The following is a 16,091-nucleotide window of genomic DNA, read 5'->3' as shown; positions in this document are numbered from 1 at the left end:
GCGCCAAGGGTGCGATCGTACCGTGTGTTATATCTGGGGCGATCGTATGCAGGTGAACCTAGTCGTTGACGCCCTCCACGTTGTATCTGACTTTCATCTCGGCGGGAAGGCCGGCTTTCAGATCTTCAGATCGAAAGCTAAATTTGAGGTGCTGGTCGGGGCCCTGCTGGATGAAGCGAAGGAGAGAAGGGTCGGCTTCGTCATCAACGGTGACTTCGTTGATTTTCTAGCTGAGGAACCCGCAGCATACTTCGACGCTGTGCACGCCTCGGATAAGCTGCGGCGGATACTAACCGACCCTTCATTCGCGGGTGTGGCGACGGGGATTCGCGAGCTGCTAGCCTCGCCGAACGTCTCCGTCGCGATAGCGCTCGGAAACCATGACGTCGAGCTTGCCCTTCCATGGGTCGCGGAAGTGCTCATGGAGGCGCTATCCGGGCATGATCGGGAGGCACGATCGCGGCTGACGCTCGAAACGGCCGGCTTAGGCATCTCGGCCCGTGTCGGGTCCGCGAAGGTCCTGTGCCTTCACGGCAACGAGTTCGACGAGTGGAACGTCACCGATTACGAGGCACTTCGACGGTCGGCACGCGCCAAAAGATGGGGCGCGGCCACCGAACCATACGCGGCGAACGCCGGCACCAGGCTCGTCGTCGACGTGATGAACGCGGTGAAGACGCGGTATCCCTTCGTCGACCTCCTGAAGCCCGAGTCGGGCGCCGTCCTCCCACTACTCCTGGCGCTGGATCCGTCCGTGGCACGACGCATCTCAGCTGCTGCCGGGACGATCCCCAGGCTCGCCCGGGACGCCGTGCGCTGGAGGGCCGGCTACCTCGGTGATCCCGGAGCCGGTACAGCCCCCGACGTCAGTCTTCAAGCCCGCCCCCACATCTCGGGTGGCCCCTTAACCGATCGGGAGCGACGCGAGGTCGCTGCGAGGCTTCTCGACCGAACCGAAGACCGCATGCGCGACGGGGTCGACGCTCGCTCGCTCGCATCGGCCGAACAGGGGACCGATCTCCTCGGCATAGGAGGAGCTCTGCGGAGGCTCGTCGAGCGTGCCCCCCGATCCGAGGTGCTGCGTGAAGCCATTAATTACCTGGACGCCGACCGCAGTTTTGATCGTACAGAGATCGATACGACTTTCCGGAGGGCGGATCAGGAAGTTCCATCTGACGTCGACGTCGTCGTGACGGGGCACACGCATCTGGAGCGCGTGCTTCGGCGGCGAAATGGAAAGGGATATTATTTCAACAGTGGGACTTGGGCCTCGCTGATGCAGATCGAACCACCGGTCCGACGCGATCCAGCCGCGTTCGAGGAATTCCTTGGCAAGCTGGCGGGACGCGATCTCGATCAATTGGACGCGGACGGCCTACTGATCTCCCGCCCGGCGGTGGTCTCTGTCAGGGAAGAGGGGGGACGGGTCGTCGCTGGGCTTCGGCACGTGGGAACTGCCTCAAAACCCTTCGAGGTCGTCGGCGGTGAGTTCGAGGTGGCTGGAACCTGATGCGCACGATCACACTCGAACTCCTGCGGCACGGTCCATCGCACAACCAGCTCCTCTCGCCCCTCACGCCTTACCTCGCCCTCTGTGAGAACCATGCGGCAACGACCGTCCATATGCCGTTCGAGCACGACCAGATGCTCTACAGGCTGCGTGCGCTGGGGTACGAAGTCGCTCCGGATGCCCGCGCGTTCCAGCTCAAAGATACCGCGCGTGTGCTCGCCGACCTCCTCGGCCGGATCCCTGGGCTGACGGCCGAGCTCGGCCGGGGCGCCGGTCCCTCCGACGGGGCGCTCGTTCACGTGCGGCTCGTCGTGTCCGCTTCAGAGCTGGCGTTGCTTCCGTACGAGTTAGCTTTGGCGCCCGACGGCTTCCCAGGGGCCGGACAATCGCTGCTGCTGCAGCCCCAGGCCCCTCTGTGCCTGACGCGGGAGACGCGTCGCGTGTCCGAGACCGCAGTTGAACGGTCCCGGAACCCATGCATCCTCTTCGCCGCCGCCGCTCCGTCCGGGATTGAGATGGTGCCGACTGAAGCGCACCTGCTTGTGCTCCGTCGGGCAATCGACCCTTGGGTCAACCATCTGGGCCGCGATGGCTCGGCGCATGACGAGGCCGGTCGACGGGTCGCCGTCGAGCGTCACCTCCATTTCATGCCCGCTGCCAGCGCGCGTAGCCTTAGAGAGGCCTGTGCCACCGGTCGATTCACCCATGTCCACATCCTGGCCCATGGCGTAGCGGCCGGACCAGACAACGCCCTGCGGTACGGCCTCGCGCTGCATGGAGAGAACGGAGGCGTCGATGTCGTCGATGGGGAGCGGTTGGCGACGATCATCTGCTCGGCTGACCCCGACGGACGCCCCGGCTTGGCGCGTCCCCAAGTCGTCACGCTGGCGGCCTGCGACTCTGGTAACGTAGGAAGCGTCGCTGGTGTCGGCGCCAGCATCGCCCATGCGTTGCATGACGCCGGTGTACCCGTGGTTGTCGCGAGCCAGTTCCCCTTCTCGTTCGAGGGCTCGGTGGGGTTGGCCGAAACCCTCTACGAGGCGTTCCTGTGGGGCCGCGATCCCCGTAGGGCGGTGCACGAGTTGCGCAAGCGGCTGCATGCCGAGGTACCCTTCCATCACGACTGGGCCGGTCTAGTCGTCTACGCGTCCTTTCCTGAGGGGTTCGCAGGTGATCTCGCTAATACCCGCATCGAGCGGGCATTCGCCGCCGTCGGAACCGCGCTGGATACCGCCGACAGGCTAATCGACGGCCTATCCGCGCCGGATCGGTCCCGTCGGGCCGGGGCTCCCGCCCGAAACGGCGAACCAGACATCGACTGGGCGATGGCCCGCGTCGCCGCGGCTCTTGGACACTTGCGTGCCCTGCTCGAGGTCGACGACTTGGAACGGCACCGCCCCCGGATCCTTGGCTTGCTTGCCAGCGTGAAGAAACGGCAGGCAGAGATAGCCTTCGCCGGCTCCGAACTGGGCGAGGCCTCGGAGGAGGTGCTCGGGTTGATGACGGAAGCGCGCGACCTCTACTGGATGTCGTTCGAGGGCGATCGCAATAGCCATTGGGGGATCGTCCAGTACATCTCCTTGGCCTGGATACTTCTACGCTGCGGCATTGGCCCCGAACCGACGTTCACTCCGAGTTCGTTGCCTGATCTCTGGAAGCTCGCCCGCGGCCTATCCGAGATCGACTGTCGGCAATGCGATAGAAAATCCCGCACCTGGGCGCTCGCGAACATTTTGGAACTCAATCTTCTCGCCATGATGCAGGCTATCACGACGGATCCCCAGCCTTTCCCCTCCGCGGAGGAAACGTGCCGTCAATTCCTGCGGGCCGCCGGAGCCAGCAGCATCGAGGTCTACGCCACCCGCCGGCAGATGCGTCGTTACACCGATTGGTACGCTAAGTTGGCGTCGGGGATGGTATCGCCCGAGGCCGAGGCGTTCGCACGGAGGATTCAGGATTGGCTCAAGCCAGCGCGCGCCGATTGAGAAACGGTCGGCCTTTGGGAGCTGTGGATCGGTTGACGGGGCAGAGCCCTTCTCGATGCGATGATTGGGACGGAAATCTCTTCGAAAGCGACTGGGCAAGCTGACACGGTCGGTCCCGCACCGCGTCATGCGCGCCTCCTGTGTGTCTCGGCGTTGAAGCAGGGGTCTGACTCACTTTCGGTGCCGGCGGGTTGATGGATCTCGGCTTCGGCCTTCGGAGATCCTTCCATGCCTCGCAGCCTGCATTCGAGCTCCGTCGTCCCGGGCGGGCTCGTCGTCGATCATGTCCAGGCTGGAGCCGGCCTGACCCTAACCACCCGGCCGATCGCCTCCTCGGCTCGATGTCCGGGCTGCGGTCAGCCCTCCTCACGCGTCCACAGTCGGTACACGCGCACCGTGTCGGATCTGCCGGTCGCCGGGCGGCGTATCGTCATCGATATCCGCGTCTGCCGCTTCCGTTGCGCCGGAGCGGACTGCCGGACCAAGATCTTCGCAGAACGTCTCGGGCCGGACCTCGCCGCTCCCTATGCCCGGCGTAATGCCCGGCTCGAATGCAGTCGGGGAATGGGCGACACGCCGCCGACGCAGCGAACGGGCTCCTGAAGGAGCATCGGGCAAGGTCCCCTCGGCGCGCATCCTCTCCCGGCTGATGACGACCGGGCGGGACAGCCTGACGAAGGCGGAGGCCAGGACCGTGGCGACGATCGAGGCGGAGGTGCCGACGCTCGACGAGGCTCGCTCCCTGCTGTCGCGTTTCCAAACCATGATCCGCGAGCGGCGGCGACCCGATGTCGATGTCTGGATAGAGGCGGCGGCCTCTAGAGCCGTGCCCTAGCTGGTTGAATCGTTTGGGGTAGGCGGTCTGGATCGCGTGTGATTCACTGGATGGGCTTACGAGGGAGGAGTGCGATGCCTTCAGCCCTGTCGGTCGATCTGCGCGAGCGTGTGGTGGCCGCGATTGAAGCGGGCGCATCACGGCGTCAGGCGGCCAAACGCTTCGGGGTCGGGGCGGCCAGCGCGGTCCGTTGGCATGAGCGCTTCCGACAGGACGGGCAGATCGCGCCCAAGCGCATGGGCGGGGACCGCAGCTCGCAGCGCCTTGAAGCGCAGGCGGCTCTAATCCTTCGGATCCACGAAGAACACCCGCTCTCATTTTTGCGAGAACTCCGCGACAGGCTCCAGGACCGCGGCGTCCAGGCGAGCACGAGCAGCCTGTCGCGCTTCTTCGCCCGGCATGGGATCACCCGTAAAAAGGGGCTGTCCACGCGGCCGAGCAGGAGCGGCCGGATGTGAGGGCCGCGCGCGAGGACTGGTTCGATGGGCAACCCGACCTCGATCCGGATCGCCTGGTCTTCCTCGACGAGACGGCTGCCACGACGAAGATGGTCCGCCGCTATGGTCGTGCGCCGCGCGGTCAGCGCTGCCGGATCACCGTGCCTCATGGGCATGTGTGGACGCCCCCTCGGGTGCAAGTAAAATCTCTGGACGGGCGCTGCGCGTGATCGGGTGCTGCCATGTGTCCGGCCTCTGATGCGGCGGATCACATGCCGCGGGCCCGTATGGGAGTGCGAGAGTCGGGACCACATCACTACAGCGCGCTCGAAGCGCTCCCCATGCGCCTGGTTCTCTCAACTCCGTCTCACCGACGTTGCGCCATACCTGTCCGTCGACCTCCTCACGCCCTCCGACAGCCTCGCGTCCGCCCCGCCTACGCGGTGACGGCCGGAGCTCGGTAGATCCCACCCTTCGTCAGAAGGGCCCACGCGATGCGCGCGTTCTTGTTCGCCACGGCCACGATGACCAGCATCGGCGGCTTGCGCGCGAGCATTTGGCCGAGCCATGAGTCGGCCGGCACGCCCTTGCGCTTGGCCCAGCGTACGACCGCGCTGGCCGCGATGATGAGCAGGCGTCGCAGCGTCCGCTCGCCCATGCGCGAGGTGCGGCCGAGGCGCTCCTTGCCGCCGGTCGAGCGTTGTACTGGTGTCAGCCCGACCCAGGCGGCGAAGTCGCGCCCCGAACGGAACGTCTCTACGGGCGGGGCCAGGGCCTCGATGGCAGTGGCGATCAGCGGGCCGATGCCCGGCACGCTCATCAGCCGCCGAGCCGTATCGTAGGCCTTCGCGCGTGTGGCGATCTCGGCATCAAGGGCTGCGGTCTGTTCCTGCAGGTGGCGGAACGCACAGACGAGCACGGCAAGGCTGGCGCGGGCGGCTGGAGGAATGTCCGAAGCGGAATCCTCGATCTGCCCGATCAACCGCTCGATGTGGGCGGGCCCCTGCGGCGCGATCAGGCCGTACTCGGCAAGATGGCCGCGGATCGCGTTGATGAGCTGAGTGCGCTGGCCGACCAGCACGTCGCGGGTCCGGAAGATCACCGCGGAGGCCTGCTTGGCTTCGCTCTTCACTGCAACGAAGCGCATGGTCGGGCGCTGCGCGGCCTCGCAGATCGCCTCGGCATCGGCCGCGTCGTTCTTCTGGCGCTTGACGAAGGGCTTCACGTAGGCAGGCGCGATCAGCTTGACCGTGTGACCGAGCTTGCCGATCTCGCGGCCCCAATGATGCGCGCCGGGGCAGGCTTCCATCGCCACGAGGCAGGGTGGTTGGGCCGCAAAGAAGGCGAGTACCTGATCACGCCGTAGCTTCTTGCGGAAAATCGGGGCACCGGCAGCATTCGCGCCGTGCGCCTGAAAGACGTTTTTGGCCAGATCTAGGCCGATGGTGCTAACCTCTGTCACGGACGCCTCCCTCGGGTGGTTCACAACACCACCACTCTGGCACATCGATGCCGTCGGAGAGCGTCCACCCCATCACTACAAGACCACGACCATCACCGCCGCCCTGCGCGCCACGGGACTGATCGCCAGGACCGTCTTCGATGGAGCGACGAATGGCATGCGCTTCCGCGCCTACGTCACCAACACCCTGGCTCCGGTGCTCAGGCCCGGTGACACCGTCATCCTCGACAACCTGAACGCCCACAAGGTCGCCGGCGTGCGCGACGCCATCGAGGCGGTTGGCGCACGAGTTCTCTACCTCCCGCCCTACAGTCCCGACTTCAATCCGATCGAGCAGGTCTTTGCCAAGATCAAAGCCCTTCTCCGAGCGGCTGCAGCGCGAACCGCAGCGGACCTGATCCTCGCCATCGCGGAGGCGTTCGCCGCCGTCCGACCGGACGAGTGCCGCAACTATCTCACCGCCGCTGGATACGATGCCTATGATCCAACCTGAGCGGGCACGGCTCTAGCCTCCTGGCATCCTTCGCCAGCGGCCTGTCGAAAGACAAAGCGGCCGTCGCCGCGGCGCTGACGCAGCCGTGGTCGAACGGCCAAAGCGAGTGGCAGATCACCCGCTTGAAGCTCGTGAAGCGGCAGATGTTCGGCCGGGCCAAGCTCGACTTGCTCGAAGCTCGGTTGATCGGTAAGCGCTCGGTGAAGGGCCTTCTGGGTCAGGCGGCCTGATCGAGCGCTGTAAGCGGGACCCAATTCCACGGCAGCAGGTTGCCGAGGCGTCGGGCCGGATATTCGGCGATGCGGGTGAGGACGTCCCGCAGGTAGGCCTCGGTGTCGAGGCCGTTCAGCTTGGCCGTATCGATCAGGGTGTAGAAGGTGGCCGCCCGCTCGGCGCCCCGTTCCGAGCCGGCGAACAGGTAGTTCTTGCGCCCGACCGCGACGCCGCGCAGCGCCCGCTCGGCCGGGTTGTTATCGAGCCCGATCCGGCCGTCGTCGAACACCCGGGTCAGCGCGCGCCAGCGGGTGAGCATGTAGCGGAACGCCTTGGCCAGATCCGAGGGGCCGGAGAGCTGCGGCAGGATCGTCTCGGCCCAGACTCTCAAGGCGTCGGCCAGCGGGCGGGATCGATCCTGTCGCCGCCGCTGTCGCTCATCGGGCGGCTGGCCGGCGATCTCGCGTTCGACCGCGTAGAGGGCGCCGATGCGCGCCAGCGCCTCCCCGGCAATGGCCGAGCCGGTCTTGGCGTACACCTCGAAGAACTTGCGCCGGGTGTGGGCCCAGCAGGCCGCCTCGATCAGGGCACCGCCTGGGCGGCCGCCCTCGTAGAGGCGGTTGAAGCCGGCATAGCCGTCGGCGTGCAGCACGCCCTGGAACCCGGCCAGATGCGTCAGCGGTCGCTCGCCCTTGCGATCGGGGGAGGCCAGGAACATGGCGGCCGGCGGACGCACGCCGCCGTGGGGCCGCTCGTCGCGCACATAGACCCAGAGCCGTCCGGTCTTCGTCCGGCCCAGACCAGGCGCCAGTACCGGGACGGGGGTGTCGTCGTCGTAGAGGACGTCCGAGCCCGCCAGCACGTCGTGGCGGAGCAGGTCGACCAGCGGCGAGAGGGCGGCGGCCGTCGCACCCACCCAGCCCGACAGGGTCGAGGTGGCCAGGTCCACGCCGTCCCGGGCATAGATCTCGGCCTGGCGGTAAAGCGTCAGATGGTCGTCGAACTTCGCCACCGCGATATGGGCGAGAAGCCCGGCTCCGGCCCGCCCGCGGGCGATCGCATGATGCGGGGCGGGCGCCTGCACCATGCCTTCGCAGGATCGGCACGCGAACGACTCGCGCACGTGCCGGACGACCTTGAAGCGGCCGGGCACGTAATCGAGGGTCTCCGTCACGTCCTCGCCGATCCGGCGCAGGGTCTCGCCACACGATGGGCAGGCGCAGGGACCGGGATGGATCACGCTCTGGCACGGCAGATGATCGGGCAAGGGACGCCGGGCCGGCCTGGTTCGGGCAGCCTCGACGGCGTCGGCCACGACCGGAGCGGCGGCCAGGCGCTCGGCCTCGTCGACCTCCAGCGCCTCGATGGCGAGCTCGAGTTGCTCGACGCGCGCCTTCAGCTTCTCGGACGAGACGCCGAACTGCGCCCGCTTGAGCCGGGCGAGTTCGCTGCGCAACTTCTCGATGAGGGTGTTGGCGTGGACGGCCTCCCGCGCCATGCCGACGATCATGCGCTTGAGCGCATCGACGTCATCGGGGAGTGAGCCAGGATCGAGAGCCACACCAACAGCGTAAGCCGTGCCGCCCGGCGCGCAAGCCCGTTCCGACAGCAGTACGTCAGCCCGCGATACGAGGCCGGTCCGTACGCACCGGGGCACGCCAGTCGATGCCCTCCAGCAGCATGGCGAGTTGCGCCGGCGTCAGTGCGGCAGCTGCTCCTGCCGTCGCCGGCCAGACGAAGCGACCCTTCTCCAGGCGCTCGGCGAACAGGCACAGACCCTGGCCGTCCCACCACAGCACCTTGATCAGATGCCCCTGCCGACCACGGAAGACGAAGGCCTGTCCCGAGAACGGATCACGCGCGAGGTGATCCTGCACGAGGCTGGCCAAGCCGTCGAAGCCCTTGCGCATGTCGGTGTGGCCGGTCGCCAGCCAGACCCGGGAACCGGAGGGGACCGGGATCATCGTCCCAGCAACGCCGCGATCACGCCCTGCAAGAGAGCGACGTCCGCGCCCGCCTCGGCCCGCAACCGGTGGCCGCCGGCCAGCTCGATCTCGATGGCGCCGGGACGGAGCGGCTCGTCCTGGACGCTGGAGGGTGGAGCCGGCAGCGCAAGCGGGATGAAGCGCGGGCGGGACGCCGCCGTCGGTGCAGGCGCTCCGCCCCGGAGCGCGCGCCGCCAGCGGAACAGCGGGCTCGAATGAAGCCCGTGCCGGCGTGCCACCTCGGAGGCCGTCGTCGTCGGATCGTCCGCCTCGGCGAGGATCGCGCGCTTCTGCTCGGCCGACCAAGTCCGTCGCGTTCCCGCGACGACGATGTGAGGCGTGTTCGTCATAGGTCCAGACACAGGGCCGATACAGCGCCATCCGGCGCCATCACCTGTATCCAGACCCGAGCCCTATCCGCACAAGGCAGCCGTCACCGAGCGCTTACGCTGGCGACGACCGGATAGTCGTTCCGGCCGGGCCTGCGCGCCGCTCGGACAACCAGCGATGCACCTGCTTCGAGGTGCCGGCAAAGCCGATACCCTGAAGTTCGCGCCAAAGCTGCGCAGCGTTCTAGCAGCCCTCATCGAGGCGGCCATGCAGATGCCCGAGATAAGGATCGAGCATGCTCGGCTTCGGCTCGCGCATGCCGTTCCGGGGAAAGCTCGCGGCGAAGGCGTACTTGCGCACCGTGGCCCGGGCCAAGCCCGTCTCGCGATTTATGCGCCGAAGCGAGTGTCCTTCCGCATGGCGGCGGCGCACGTCGTCATATGCCGCTTCCCATCGACCGCGGGCCGCGGCCCGCGCGAGCATCTCCGACGGTGCGCGCGGGTAGGGCGTGACACGCCGAATCGATGGCGATGACGGGGCCGCGACCGGCAACAGCTTCAGACGCGGATGGACGCGGGCGAGCCAGCGCTCGACCATCTGTCGGGTATTGAGCAGGAGATGCCACCGATCCGCGATCTGAACTGCATCGGGCGCACCCATGGCGGTCCCACGCGCATATTCGGTCGAGCGGTCCCGTGCCACGACCTGGATCTGTGGGTCGCGCGGGAGCCAGGCCGCCAGCGTCGAGGCCGAACGATCCGGCAGCAGATCGATGGGACGGCGGCGTTCGAGGTCGACAAGGATGGTGCCATAGGTTCGGCCCTTGCGCAGAGCCCAGTCGTCGACACCGAAGATGATCGGTTTGGATCCGGTCGGCAGCGTACATTTGCGGATACCCCGCAGCAGCGTCGTGGCACTGGTGGGCATCGCCAGGTGCGGCAGCAGCCGGGCGGCGGTTGTGGCACCGAGCGCCAGCGCGGTCCGAACCTGGGCATCGGCCAGCCGGCAGGTTCTCTGAGCGTAGTGATCGAGGAGGCCCGGCAGACGCTCGGCAAAGGTTCGGCGGGCGCAAGCAGGGTCGTGGCAGTAAAAACGTCGGATCGTCAGGGTCAGACGTACCTCCTGACCGCTCGTCGCCAGGTCGGCGGGACGCCGGTGATAGCGACTATGCACCGACCGGCTGACCGTACGACAGCGTGGGTAACGGGCATGATCGCGCCTCGCTTGAGCGGAAATGCGAAGGGCAGTGCTCTCCTCACGCGTGACGTGGAGAAGGCGACAACCGGGGATGTGACAGAGAAGGGTCATACCCTGATCTGAGAATCCCCGCCCGGTTCAGCCAGGAGCTGCCTTCCGGCATCCCTCCCACCAACCCAATCCACCAAACTTGGCGAAGAGCCAGTTTGCTGGGGCAGGGTCATCGCTCAATCGGCTCGGTCCAAAATACCAGTCACGTCACTCTCGCGTATATCTGTCAATCAGATCTACCAAGCTTGTAGAGATGGACCATGCAAAACGACGCTATCTCGTCGGATGTTGGTAATTATACTACAATAATATTTTTTAATCAATGGGTATCGATGAGATTAATTAAGCAAACACTTGATCAAACTGAAAATTAGATCCTGTATATGTGCATAGTGTAACATGTCATCATGACGCTACAGCAAACCTCGATCCAAAGCGACGACAACCCGTGTCGCCACGATCTTTCCAGTCGAACGGCTGTCGACTGCCTGTGATTCAACGCCGCGCGCATATACATGAGAAGGGGAAAGCAAGTGAGAACTACCAAGAAGTGTAGCGAGCACGAACGGCTTCGGACCGCATGAAAAAACCATTACATCCCGATCAATGATGGCGTGTTTCGTCGCTTCGACAAATAGGCGAACAAAGTGGCGAACGCTCCATAAAGGCGCTGGGTAAGCTGGGCAGTCACTTTCCTCGAGAAAGCGCTTATTCAGCTGTAGGCACCTCGAACCAGACCTAGGACCCATGCCTGGTTCAGCATAAAATGCTATGGACGCAGACGGCTCAATCCACTCGTGAATGCTTCGAAGAATGATGGGTTCAAAGCCCAAGCAGTAAATTGCGAATTTTTCCCGCTGCGAATCGGTATTGCCTTCGAAACCAGGAAGCAAAAGATAATCTGATATAACCTTTGGTCTGTGACTCCCTGACGGGACGCCAACGGAGTATGAAAACGTAACTTCCAGATTTATCCTATTTTTTAATGCTTTCATAAGATATATAATTTCAGAATATATAGTTCTTCGCATTGCAGAATAATCCACGAGCAGCCTGAAAGTCCCGTCCTTTTCACTGCATAATTGAACAAGGCGTTCGCTTATATTTCCATAAACTTGCCAATTTTCGCAAAATTTAATGAAACCAAATCTCTCAAAAAATCCATCGTTTGCAGTTCTTTCTGGGTGATCCAGAAAGTCGTTGAATGAAATAAGCAGGCGTTTGGAATCGCCATATGCCTTGCGTTTTAATAGCTGTTTTGGCAGGAAACGTGCTCTTTGTTCGTATCCTGAGCAGCACAGTACCGCGTCATATTGCGTGCTAAAAAGTGTGTCTTCCTCGATATCGATGATGTCAAACACGTCGACCGTCCAAAAAGAAATCGAGTTGCCCTTTGCTGATCGGTGTGTGTTCTCTCCGCTCATTCAGTGGTTGATTATGCATGATGCGGGTCAGGCTGTGAGCTTTTCCCTTTGTTGGATATAGATAAAAGTGAGGAGCATAGCAAAATGACAATCGGTATGTACCAATCTTAGACAACGTATCTGGCCTCCCTGAAAGCCAATTAGGAAAGAGATGTCCATAGGCTACGCCATGAAGTACCGTATCCCAAAGCTTTTCAGGACAGCTATCTTCAACGGAAAATGATATGACTAAATCGGTTGATATCAGGCCAGAGTGCAGCCGTTCGTGGAAATACATGCCCAACCTCTCGATTAATTTATTCAACTCAGGTCCGCGTTGCGGGACAGAAAGAGAATTCGCATGCCGCCTCGCCCCGAAGCTACTGAGTATACGGTTTTGGGCGCGATACGACAGAATTGATCGATGACGGCGACTGCCAAATTGACCCTGTACGCCTCCAATCCTACCGCCTGCTCTTGCAGCCTCTCGAGCGATCAGGTGAAACACGTTGATCATCCGTCTAGGAACGCCATCTGTACATCGAACAAGAAGTTCGACGCCGGAATATAGATCTGTCGCTCTGTGGCCTCGGCGGCTTTCCTGAAATTCTTCTCGAAGGGCGATAGGCCCCGAGATTTTTCTCCAAATTTGGTCGTCGAAGCTAGCGGCCTCATTGAGGAGGCGTTCGGCACGTACGCAAGTAGTTGAGTCAAGATGGTCTTTAAGTTTCTCCATTGCCAAGTTCTTATCAGCGATACGAGGCTTTTTAGCCAATAAGCGCGAGCCACCTAAGACCGAATCCAAACTAGAGAGATTTATGCTTGTCGAGTCGTCTGAAGGTAATAGCCGTCGAGTTTGTAAATGCCGGACGCGTCTTTCGTATAGTAATCGTGCAAATTCATAGATTGATTTGGCATTATCAGAGTTGAGGGCATAGATTGGACTAGCATCAAGAATCTCGACGCCATAATCGTCTCCCTCTTGAAGTGTTGTTGAGATATTTGTCTCAAACGTTCGGTAGTGGTACGGTAAAGTTGCAACTTTGAGCGAAATTCTCCCTGTATGCGTTCGAATAAAAGAGTTAATTACTTTAAGCTGTGGAACTGTGAGGAACTCGGCCTCATCAATGAAGAACAGCCACTTTGTATTACAATAATCTGGGCATAACTTGGTGAAAACGTCAATTAGAACTTGAATCGGCTCCAACAGTTCAATCGAGAATGGTCCAATAAGGTGTCGCTCAACTGGTTCCCGGGATAAAAAAGCTGCCGCCATCTTTTCCCGCAATGCACTTTCGTATGCTGAGATGATTTGCGGAAATTCTAGGAGTCGCGGTCGTTCTTTCATCCTCAGCATCGACGCGACGGTGGAGCAAATCTCTAATTCACAAGCAAAACGTGCAGCAGTATCACCGAAGCGGTGCTCTAGGACGCTTTCAATAGTAACACATAGGGATTTCAAACAATTTAAGTTGAATTTCCAGATGAAATACAGATCGCTAAATTCGCTTTCAGTCCACATGGCGGAGCGAGCCGATCCAACGAAGCGTATATCCGTATTTACGAATACTCCGATATAATTCTTTTCTTGAATGATTTCCTTGGCATACTCGTGAGGGCTTTGGCGCAATAAGGGAAAGGAGGCCATACGCGAGATAAAAGTCTTTCCTGCGCCTCGCGAACCATACAGAATGGTATGGCCGACGTTGAACAGAGACCAAAATACTTCGGTCTGGATGAAGCAATTGACAATGTTCTCGTCTGTTTCGTTCCGGGCGTTGTCGCTTAAGAAGGCGCTCGAGAGTGATGATACGGACACCATTACTTCATCTCCCGCACAATGACCATCTTTGATATCTCAGCTCCAAATTTGTGCAAATTTTCCTGATTGCAGATACTGTCGATAGCGTGAATTATTACGGATGGATTAAGATATTCGTAATATGAAATTTTGGCTAGCAAGTCGGCGTGAGTGCAGTAATTTTTATTGGCTATTTCTTTTAATATGATTTTCTTTGAGTCCGTAAGCACTTGTTGAAGCGCAATGTGCGGCCCGAAAGGGATAACGCCAGGTATTCCGTCGTGTCTTTCAACGCTCGGCTGCCATTTTCGGATCTGTGAAAATGAATAACTGTTCAGTTCGCCTCGAATAATTCCTACATTTGGATCCCGATCTCGTATTTTAATAATGTGGTATTGATTGCTGATATTTCCGTAGACGTAGGCCGGAAAATTATGGGACACCGAGCCGGCTGATAGTACGGATACTTCGTGGCCGTTCGCGCAAATATTTTTGGTGAAATGCGGCTGGTGACGGTGACCATGCACAATAAAATCAACCCTGTGCCGACCACAGAAATCAAATAGATCATTTTCCATTTGGACGACGCTAAAGTCTTTCCATCCAGTGAACAAATTGGCGTACTGCAACGGGTGGTGGTGAATTAATAACACTTTCAAATTGTTCTCTGCAATTTTTATCGAAGACAAATGGTTATCTAGATCTGCAAAGGTTGAGGAAGAAATCGTACCCGGGTGATTTTGCGTGCTTGGCCCATCCGCAGCTGCTGTGTTTACAGATATGACACTGATTGCATCTTGTTGCCACAGAGTCCAAAAGGGCTCGGTATAAAGCGCACCTATCGCGGTCCGCGGTAGTGCCTTCGACAACATCATTGGTTGAAATCTCTGATTCCAACGCGAGGGATTTCGATCTTGGGTAGTTCCGGCTTTCTGATCGGTCCAATCGACGTCATGATTGCCTGGCGTGAAAAAAATATTTTCTATTTCGACTTTCAGTTCTGCGTGGAGTCTATTCGCGATTATGTCAAAGTGGTCGTATTGCTCTAGTTGACCACCGTCTGCAATATCGCCAGGGTACAGGATGTAATCTATTGTTAAACCTTGTGATTTTATGTGTTGAATTAGATTTGAGAATAATTTTTCATCGGTAAGTTTTGTTTCATCAGAGTTGGTTATGGACGGCTCATTCGCTGGAACCATTGATCGGCAGCGCGCAGCTGGTCCTATGTGCAAGTCGCTCAGAACGAGCAGGTTCATTGTGCCTGTCCAGGTTCAAAATTCGAGATTAGGACTTCACTTGCATTCCGTCGGTGGGCTGTGAAACCCGAGATATGGCGCTGCACTTGAATCGACTCCCATTGCCATTTATTTCGTAACGAGTAAATTTCGGGGACGTCGGCATAGCTAACCAGAAACCTGGCGTTTATTTCGTCAAGGTAATCCAGTAATCGAGAAAGTCTATTTATATCTGACGTTCCGAAGGAGTGTGAATCATATTGCGTGAATACTCTTGCATTTTTCGTTGCGAATGGCGGGTCTAAATACACAAATGACGATGCGGTAGAGTTGTTCTGGACTAATTCTTCAAAATCACCGCTTAACAGTTGAGCATCCCGAAGTTTGGATGCAGCAAGTAGGAACGTCCGACCCGATGGGTGCTCTCCGGTCCTCGCTGCGGAAAATGGCACATTGAATCTTCCGCTCTTGTTCGTCCTATAAATTCCGTTGAAACAATTTCTGTTCAGATAGACGAAATGAGCTGCAGACTCTATCGTTCTATTAGCCTTTGCGGTCGCTCGAATGAACATATAAGTATCTTTACAACGGGGTATGGAGTTCGAAAGTTCATATACTGCAATGGGATCTTCTGCGACAACTCTATAGAAATTTATAAGCCATTCGTTCTTATCGCAAAGCGTAGCAGCTTCAGCTTCTGAGGCAAAGAATAGCGCAGCCGAACCGCAGAACGGCTCTAGGTAGTGCGTACGCTCCGAGCCGCGCCAGTATCGAAAGAGATGGGGAAGCGACTTTCTTTTGCTGCCAGCCCACCGGAGTAGAGAGGGTTCGCTCATTGTTCTCGTGATCAGTTTGGCAAACCATCCTGGGGTTTGAGCGCGCTATGGTTAAGGAGTTGGAGCCGCCGAACAAGCCCTAGACTCCATTTTAATGCGTCATATGGTCGAAGTGCCACTCCTCGACGCGATGATCGACGCTGTAGCTTGGAGCGCCTGACCGAACCGTTTGATCTGGCTGAGGATGATGAGTCCGGCTACGATGCTTGTGAAGGTGCTGACCTTGCCCCCTGGATTGCCCTCGTTCTGAAGCTAGGGTCCGTCGATCAGGAGACGGACGATGAAGAAGAGCCGGTTCAGTGAAGAGCAGATCAT

The 16,091-nt window shown here is 59.9% G+C and carries 11 protein-coding genes and 5 pseudogenes; 7 read left to right on the top strand and 9 right to left on the bottom strand.

Translation table 11 applies throughout. From position 1 onward, the window contains the following. Positions 1-52: 52 nt before the first annotated feature. From ACFQ4G_RS11000 to ACFQ4G_RS10985, 4 genes and pseudogenes are all read left to right on the top strand, one after another. A complete protein-coding gene (locus ACFQ4G_RS11000; RefSeq protein WP_238207745.1) occupies positions 53-1,510 on the top strand; it encodes a metallophosphoesterase in 1,458 nt (485 codons plus the stop codon). Beyond that, entirely contained in the window at positions 1,510-3,495 is a 1,986-nt protein-coding gene (locus ACFQ4G_RS10995) for a CHAT domain-containing protein (RefSeq protein WP_238207747.1), read from the top strand. The genes ACFQ4G_RS11000 and ACFQ4G_RS10995 overlap by 1 nt, the downstream gene beginning before the upstream one ends. Before the next feature lie 228 nt (positions 3,496-3,723). Continuing rightward, positions 3,724-4,312, top strand: a pseudogene (locus ACFQ4G_RS10990) (transposase family protein); the annotation flags it as partial. Between the two features lie 92 nt (positions 4,313-4,404). After that, positions 4,405-4,943: pseudogene (locus tag ACFQ4G_RS10985) on the top strand (IS630 family transposase); the annotation flags it as partial. 260 nt (positions 4,944-5,203) lie between these two features. Here the strand turns inward: ACFQ4G_RS10985 and ACFQ4G_RS10980 are convergent. Beyond that, positions 5,204-6,229: an IS110 family transposase gene (locus ACFQ4G_RS10980; RefSeq protein WP_238207749.1), complete on the bottom strand. Its 1,026-nt coding sequence runs from the start codon at positions 6,227-6,229 to the stop codon at positions 5,204-5,206. A 64-nt stretch (positions 6,230-6,293) separates the two neighbouring features. Between ACFQ4G_RS10980 and ACFQ4G_RS10975 the strand changes: the two are divergent. After that, positions 6,294-6,722 (top strand): annotated as a pseudogene (locus ACFQ4G_RS10975) (transposase); the annotation flags it as partial. A gap of 14 nt (positions 6,723-6,736) precedes the next feature. After that, positions 6,737-6,952: pseudogene (locus tag ACFQ4G_RS10970) on the top strand (hypothetical protein); the annotation flags it as partial. Here the strand turns inward: ACFQ4G_RS10970 and tnpC are convergent. The 8 genes and pseudogenes from tnpC to ACFQ4G_RS10930 all read right to left on the bottom strand — a co-directional run bounded on the left by tnpC (position 6,940) and on the right by ACFQ4G_RS10930 (position 15,776). Next, positions 6,940-8,445, bottom strand: coding sequence for an IS66 family transposase (gene tnpC, locus ACFQ4G_RS10965; RefSeq protein WP_238207763.1), 1,506 nt, complete (start codon positions 8,443-8,445; stop codon positions 6,940-6,942). The pseudogene ACFQ4G_RS10970 and the gene tnpC overlap by 13 nt on opposite strands. Positions 8,446-8,551: 106 nt before the next feature. Next, on the bottom strand, positions 8,552-8,899 hold the full coding sequence (gene tnpB / locus ACFQ4G_RS10960) for an IS66 family insertion sequence element accessory protein TnpB (protein ID WP_238207751.1): 348 nt from the start codon (positions 8,897-8,899) through the stop codon (positions 8,552-8,554). After that, entirely contained in the window at positions 8,896-9,270 is a 375-nt protein-coding gene (gene tnpA, locus ACFQ4G_RS10955; RefSeq protein ID WP_238207753.1) for an IS66-like element accessory protein TnpA, read from the bottom strand. Before tnpA ends, tnpB begins: the two co-directional genes overlap by 4 nt. Before the next feature lie 112 nt (positions 9,271-9,382). Beyond that, positions 9,383-10,558, bottom strand: a pseudogene (locus ACFQ4G_RS10950) (ISL3 family transposase); the annotation flags it as partial. A gap of 353 nt (positions 10,559-10,911) precedes the next feature. Next, complete coding sequence (locus tag ACFQ4G_RS10945; RefSeq protein WP_238207755.1) at positions 10,912-11,859, bottom strand: hypothetical protein; 948 nt, start codon at positions 11,857-11,859, stop codon at positions 10,912-10,914. Then, positions 11,852-13,723, bottom strand: a complete 1,872-nt coding sequence (locus ACFQ4G_RS10940) for an ORC-CDC6 family AAA ATPase (RefSeq protein WP_238207757.1) — start codon at positions 13,721-13,723, stop codon at positions 11,852-11,854. Before ACFQ4G_RS10940 ends, ACFQ4G_RS10945 begins: the two co-directional genes overlap by 8 nt. After that, positions 13,723-14,961, bottom strand: coding sequence for a metallophosphoesterase family protein (locus tag ACFQ4G_RS10935; RefSeq protein ID WP_238207759.1), 1,239 nt, complete (start codon positions 14,959-14,961; stop codon positions 13,723-13,725). Before ACFQ4G_RS10935 ends, ACFQ4G_RS10940 begins: the two co-directional genes overlap by 1 nt. Then, positions 14,958-15,776, bottom strand: coding sequence for a DNA adenine methylase (locus ACFQ4G_RS10930; protein WP_379040184.1), 819 nt, complete (start codon positions 15,774-15,776; stop codon positions 14,958-14,960). Before ACFQ4G_RS10930 ends, ACFQ4G_RS10935 begins: the two co-directional genes overlap by 4 nt. Positions 15,777-15,923: 147 nt before the next feature. Here ACFQ4G_RS10930 and ACFQ4G_RS10925 point away from each other — a divergent pair, with 147 nt between their 5' ends. Beyond that, on the top strand, positions 15,924-16,079 hold the full coding sequence (locus ACFQ4G_RS10925) for a hypothetical protein (protein WP_379040182.1): 156 nt from the start codon (positions 15,924-15,926) through the stop codon (positions 16,077-16,079). Positions 16,080-16,091 lie beyond the last annotated feature (12 nt).

The organism is Methylobacterium marchantiae (genome assembly GCF_042679825.1).
GTDB classification, from domain to species: Bacteria; Pseudomonadota; Alphaproteobacteria; order Rhizobiales; family Beijerinckiaceae; genus Methylobacterium; species Methylobacterium marchantiae.
The sequence above is the reverse complement of the archived record's forward strand: the minus strand, read 5'-3'. Positions and strand labels throughout refer to the sequence as shown.

What these genes read in the sequence shown, in the direction of transcription:
- ACFQ4G_RS10995 (WP_238207747.1), top strand. Translation starts at nt 1,510, where the DNA reads ATGCGCACGATCACACTCGAACTCCTGCGGCACGGTCCATCGCACAAC.
- tnpC (WP_238207763.1), bottom strand. Translation starts at nt 8,445, where the DNA reads ATGATCGTCGGCATGGCGCGGGAGGCCGTCCACGCCAACACCCTCATC.
- tnpB (WP_238207751.1), bottom strand. Translation starts at nt 8,899, where the DNA reads ATGATCCCGGTCCCCTCCGGTTCCCGGGTCTGGCTGGCGACCGGCCAC.
- tnpA (WP_238207753.1), bottom strand. Translation starts at nt 9,270, where the DNA reads ATGACGAACACGCCTCACATCGTCGTCGCGGGAACGCGACGGACTTGG.
- ACFQ4G_RS10940 (WP_238207757.1), bottom strand. Translation starts at nt 13,723, where the DNA reads ATGGTGTCCGTATCATCACTCTCGAGCGCCTTCTTAAGCGACAACGCC.
- ACFQ4G_RS10935 (WP_238207759.1), bottom strand. Translation starts at nt 14,961, where the DNA reads ATGAACCTGCTCGTTCTGAGCGACTTGCACATAGGACCAGCTGCGCGC.
- ACFQ4G_RS10930 (WP_379040184.1), bottom strand. Translation starts at nt 15,776, where the DNA reads ATGAGCGAACCCTCTCTACTCCGGTGGGCTGGCAGCAAAAGAAAGTCG.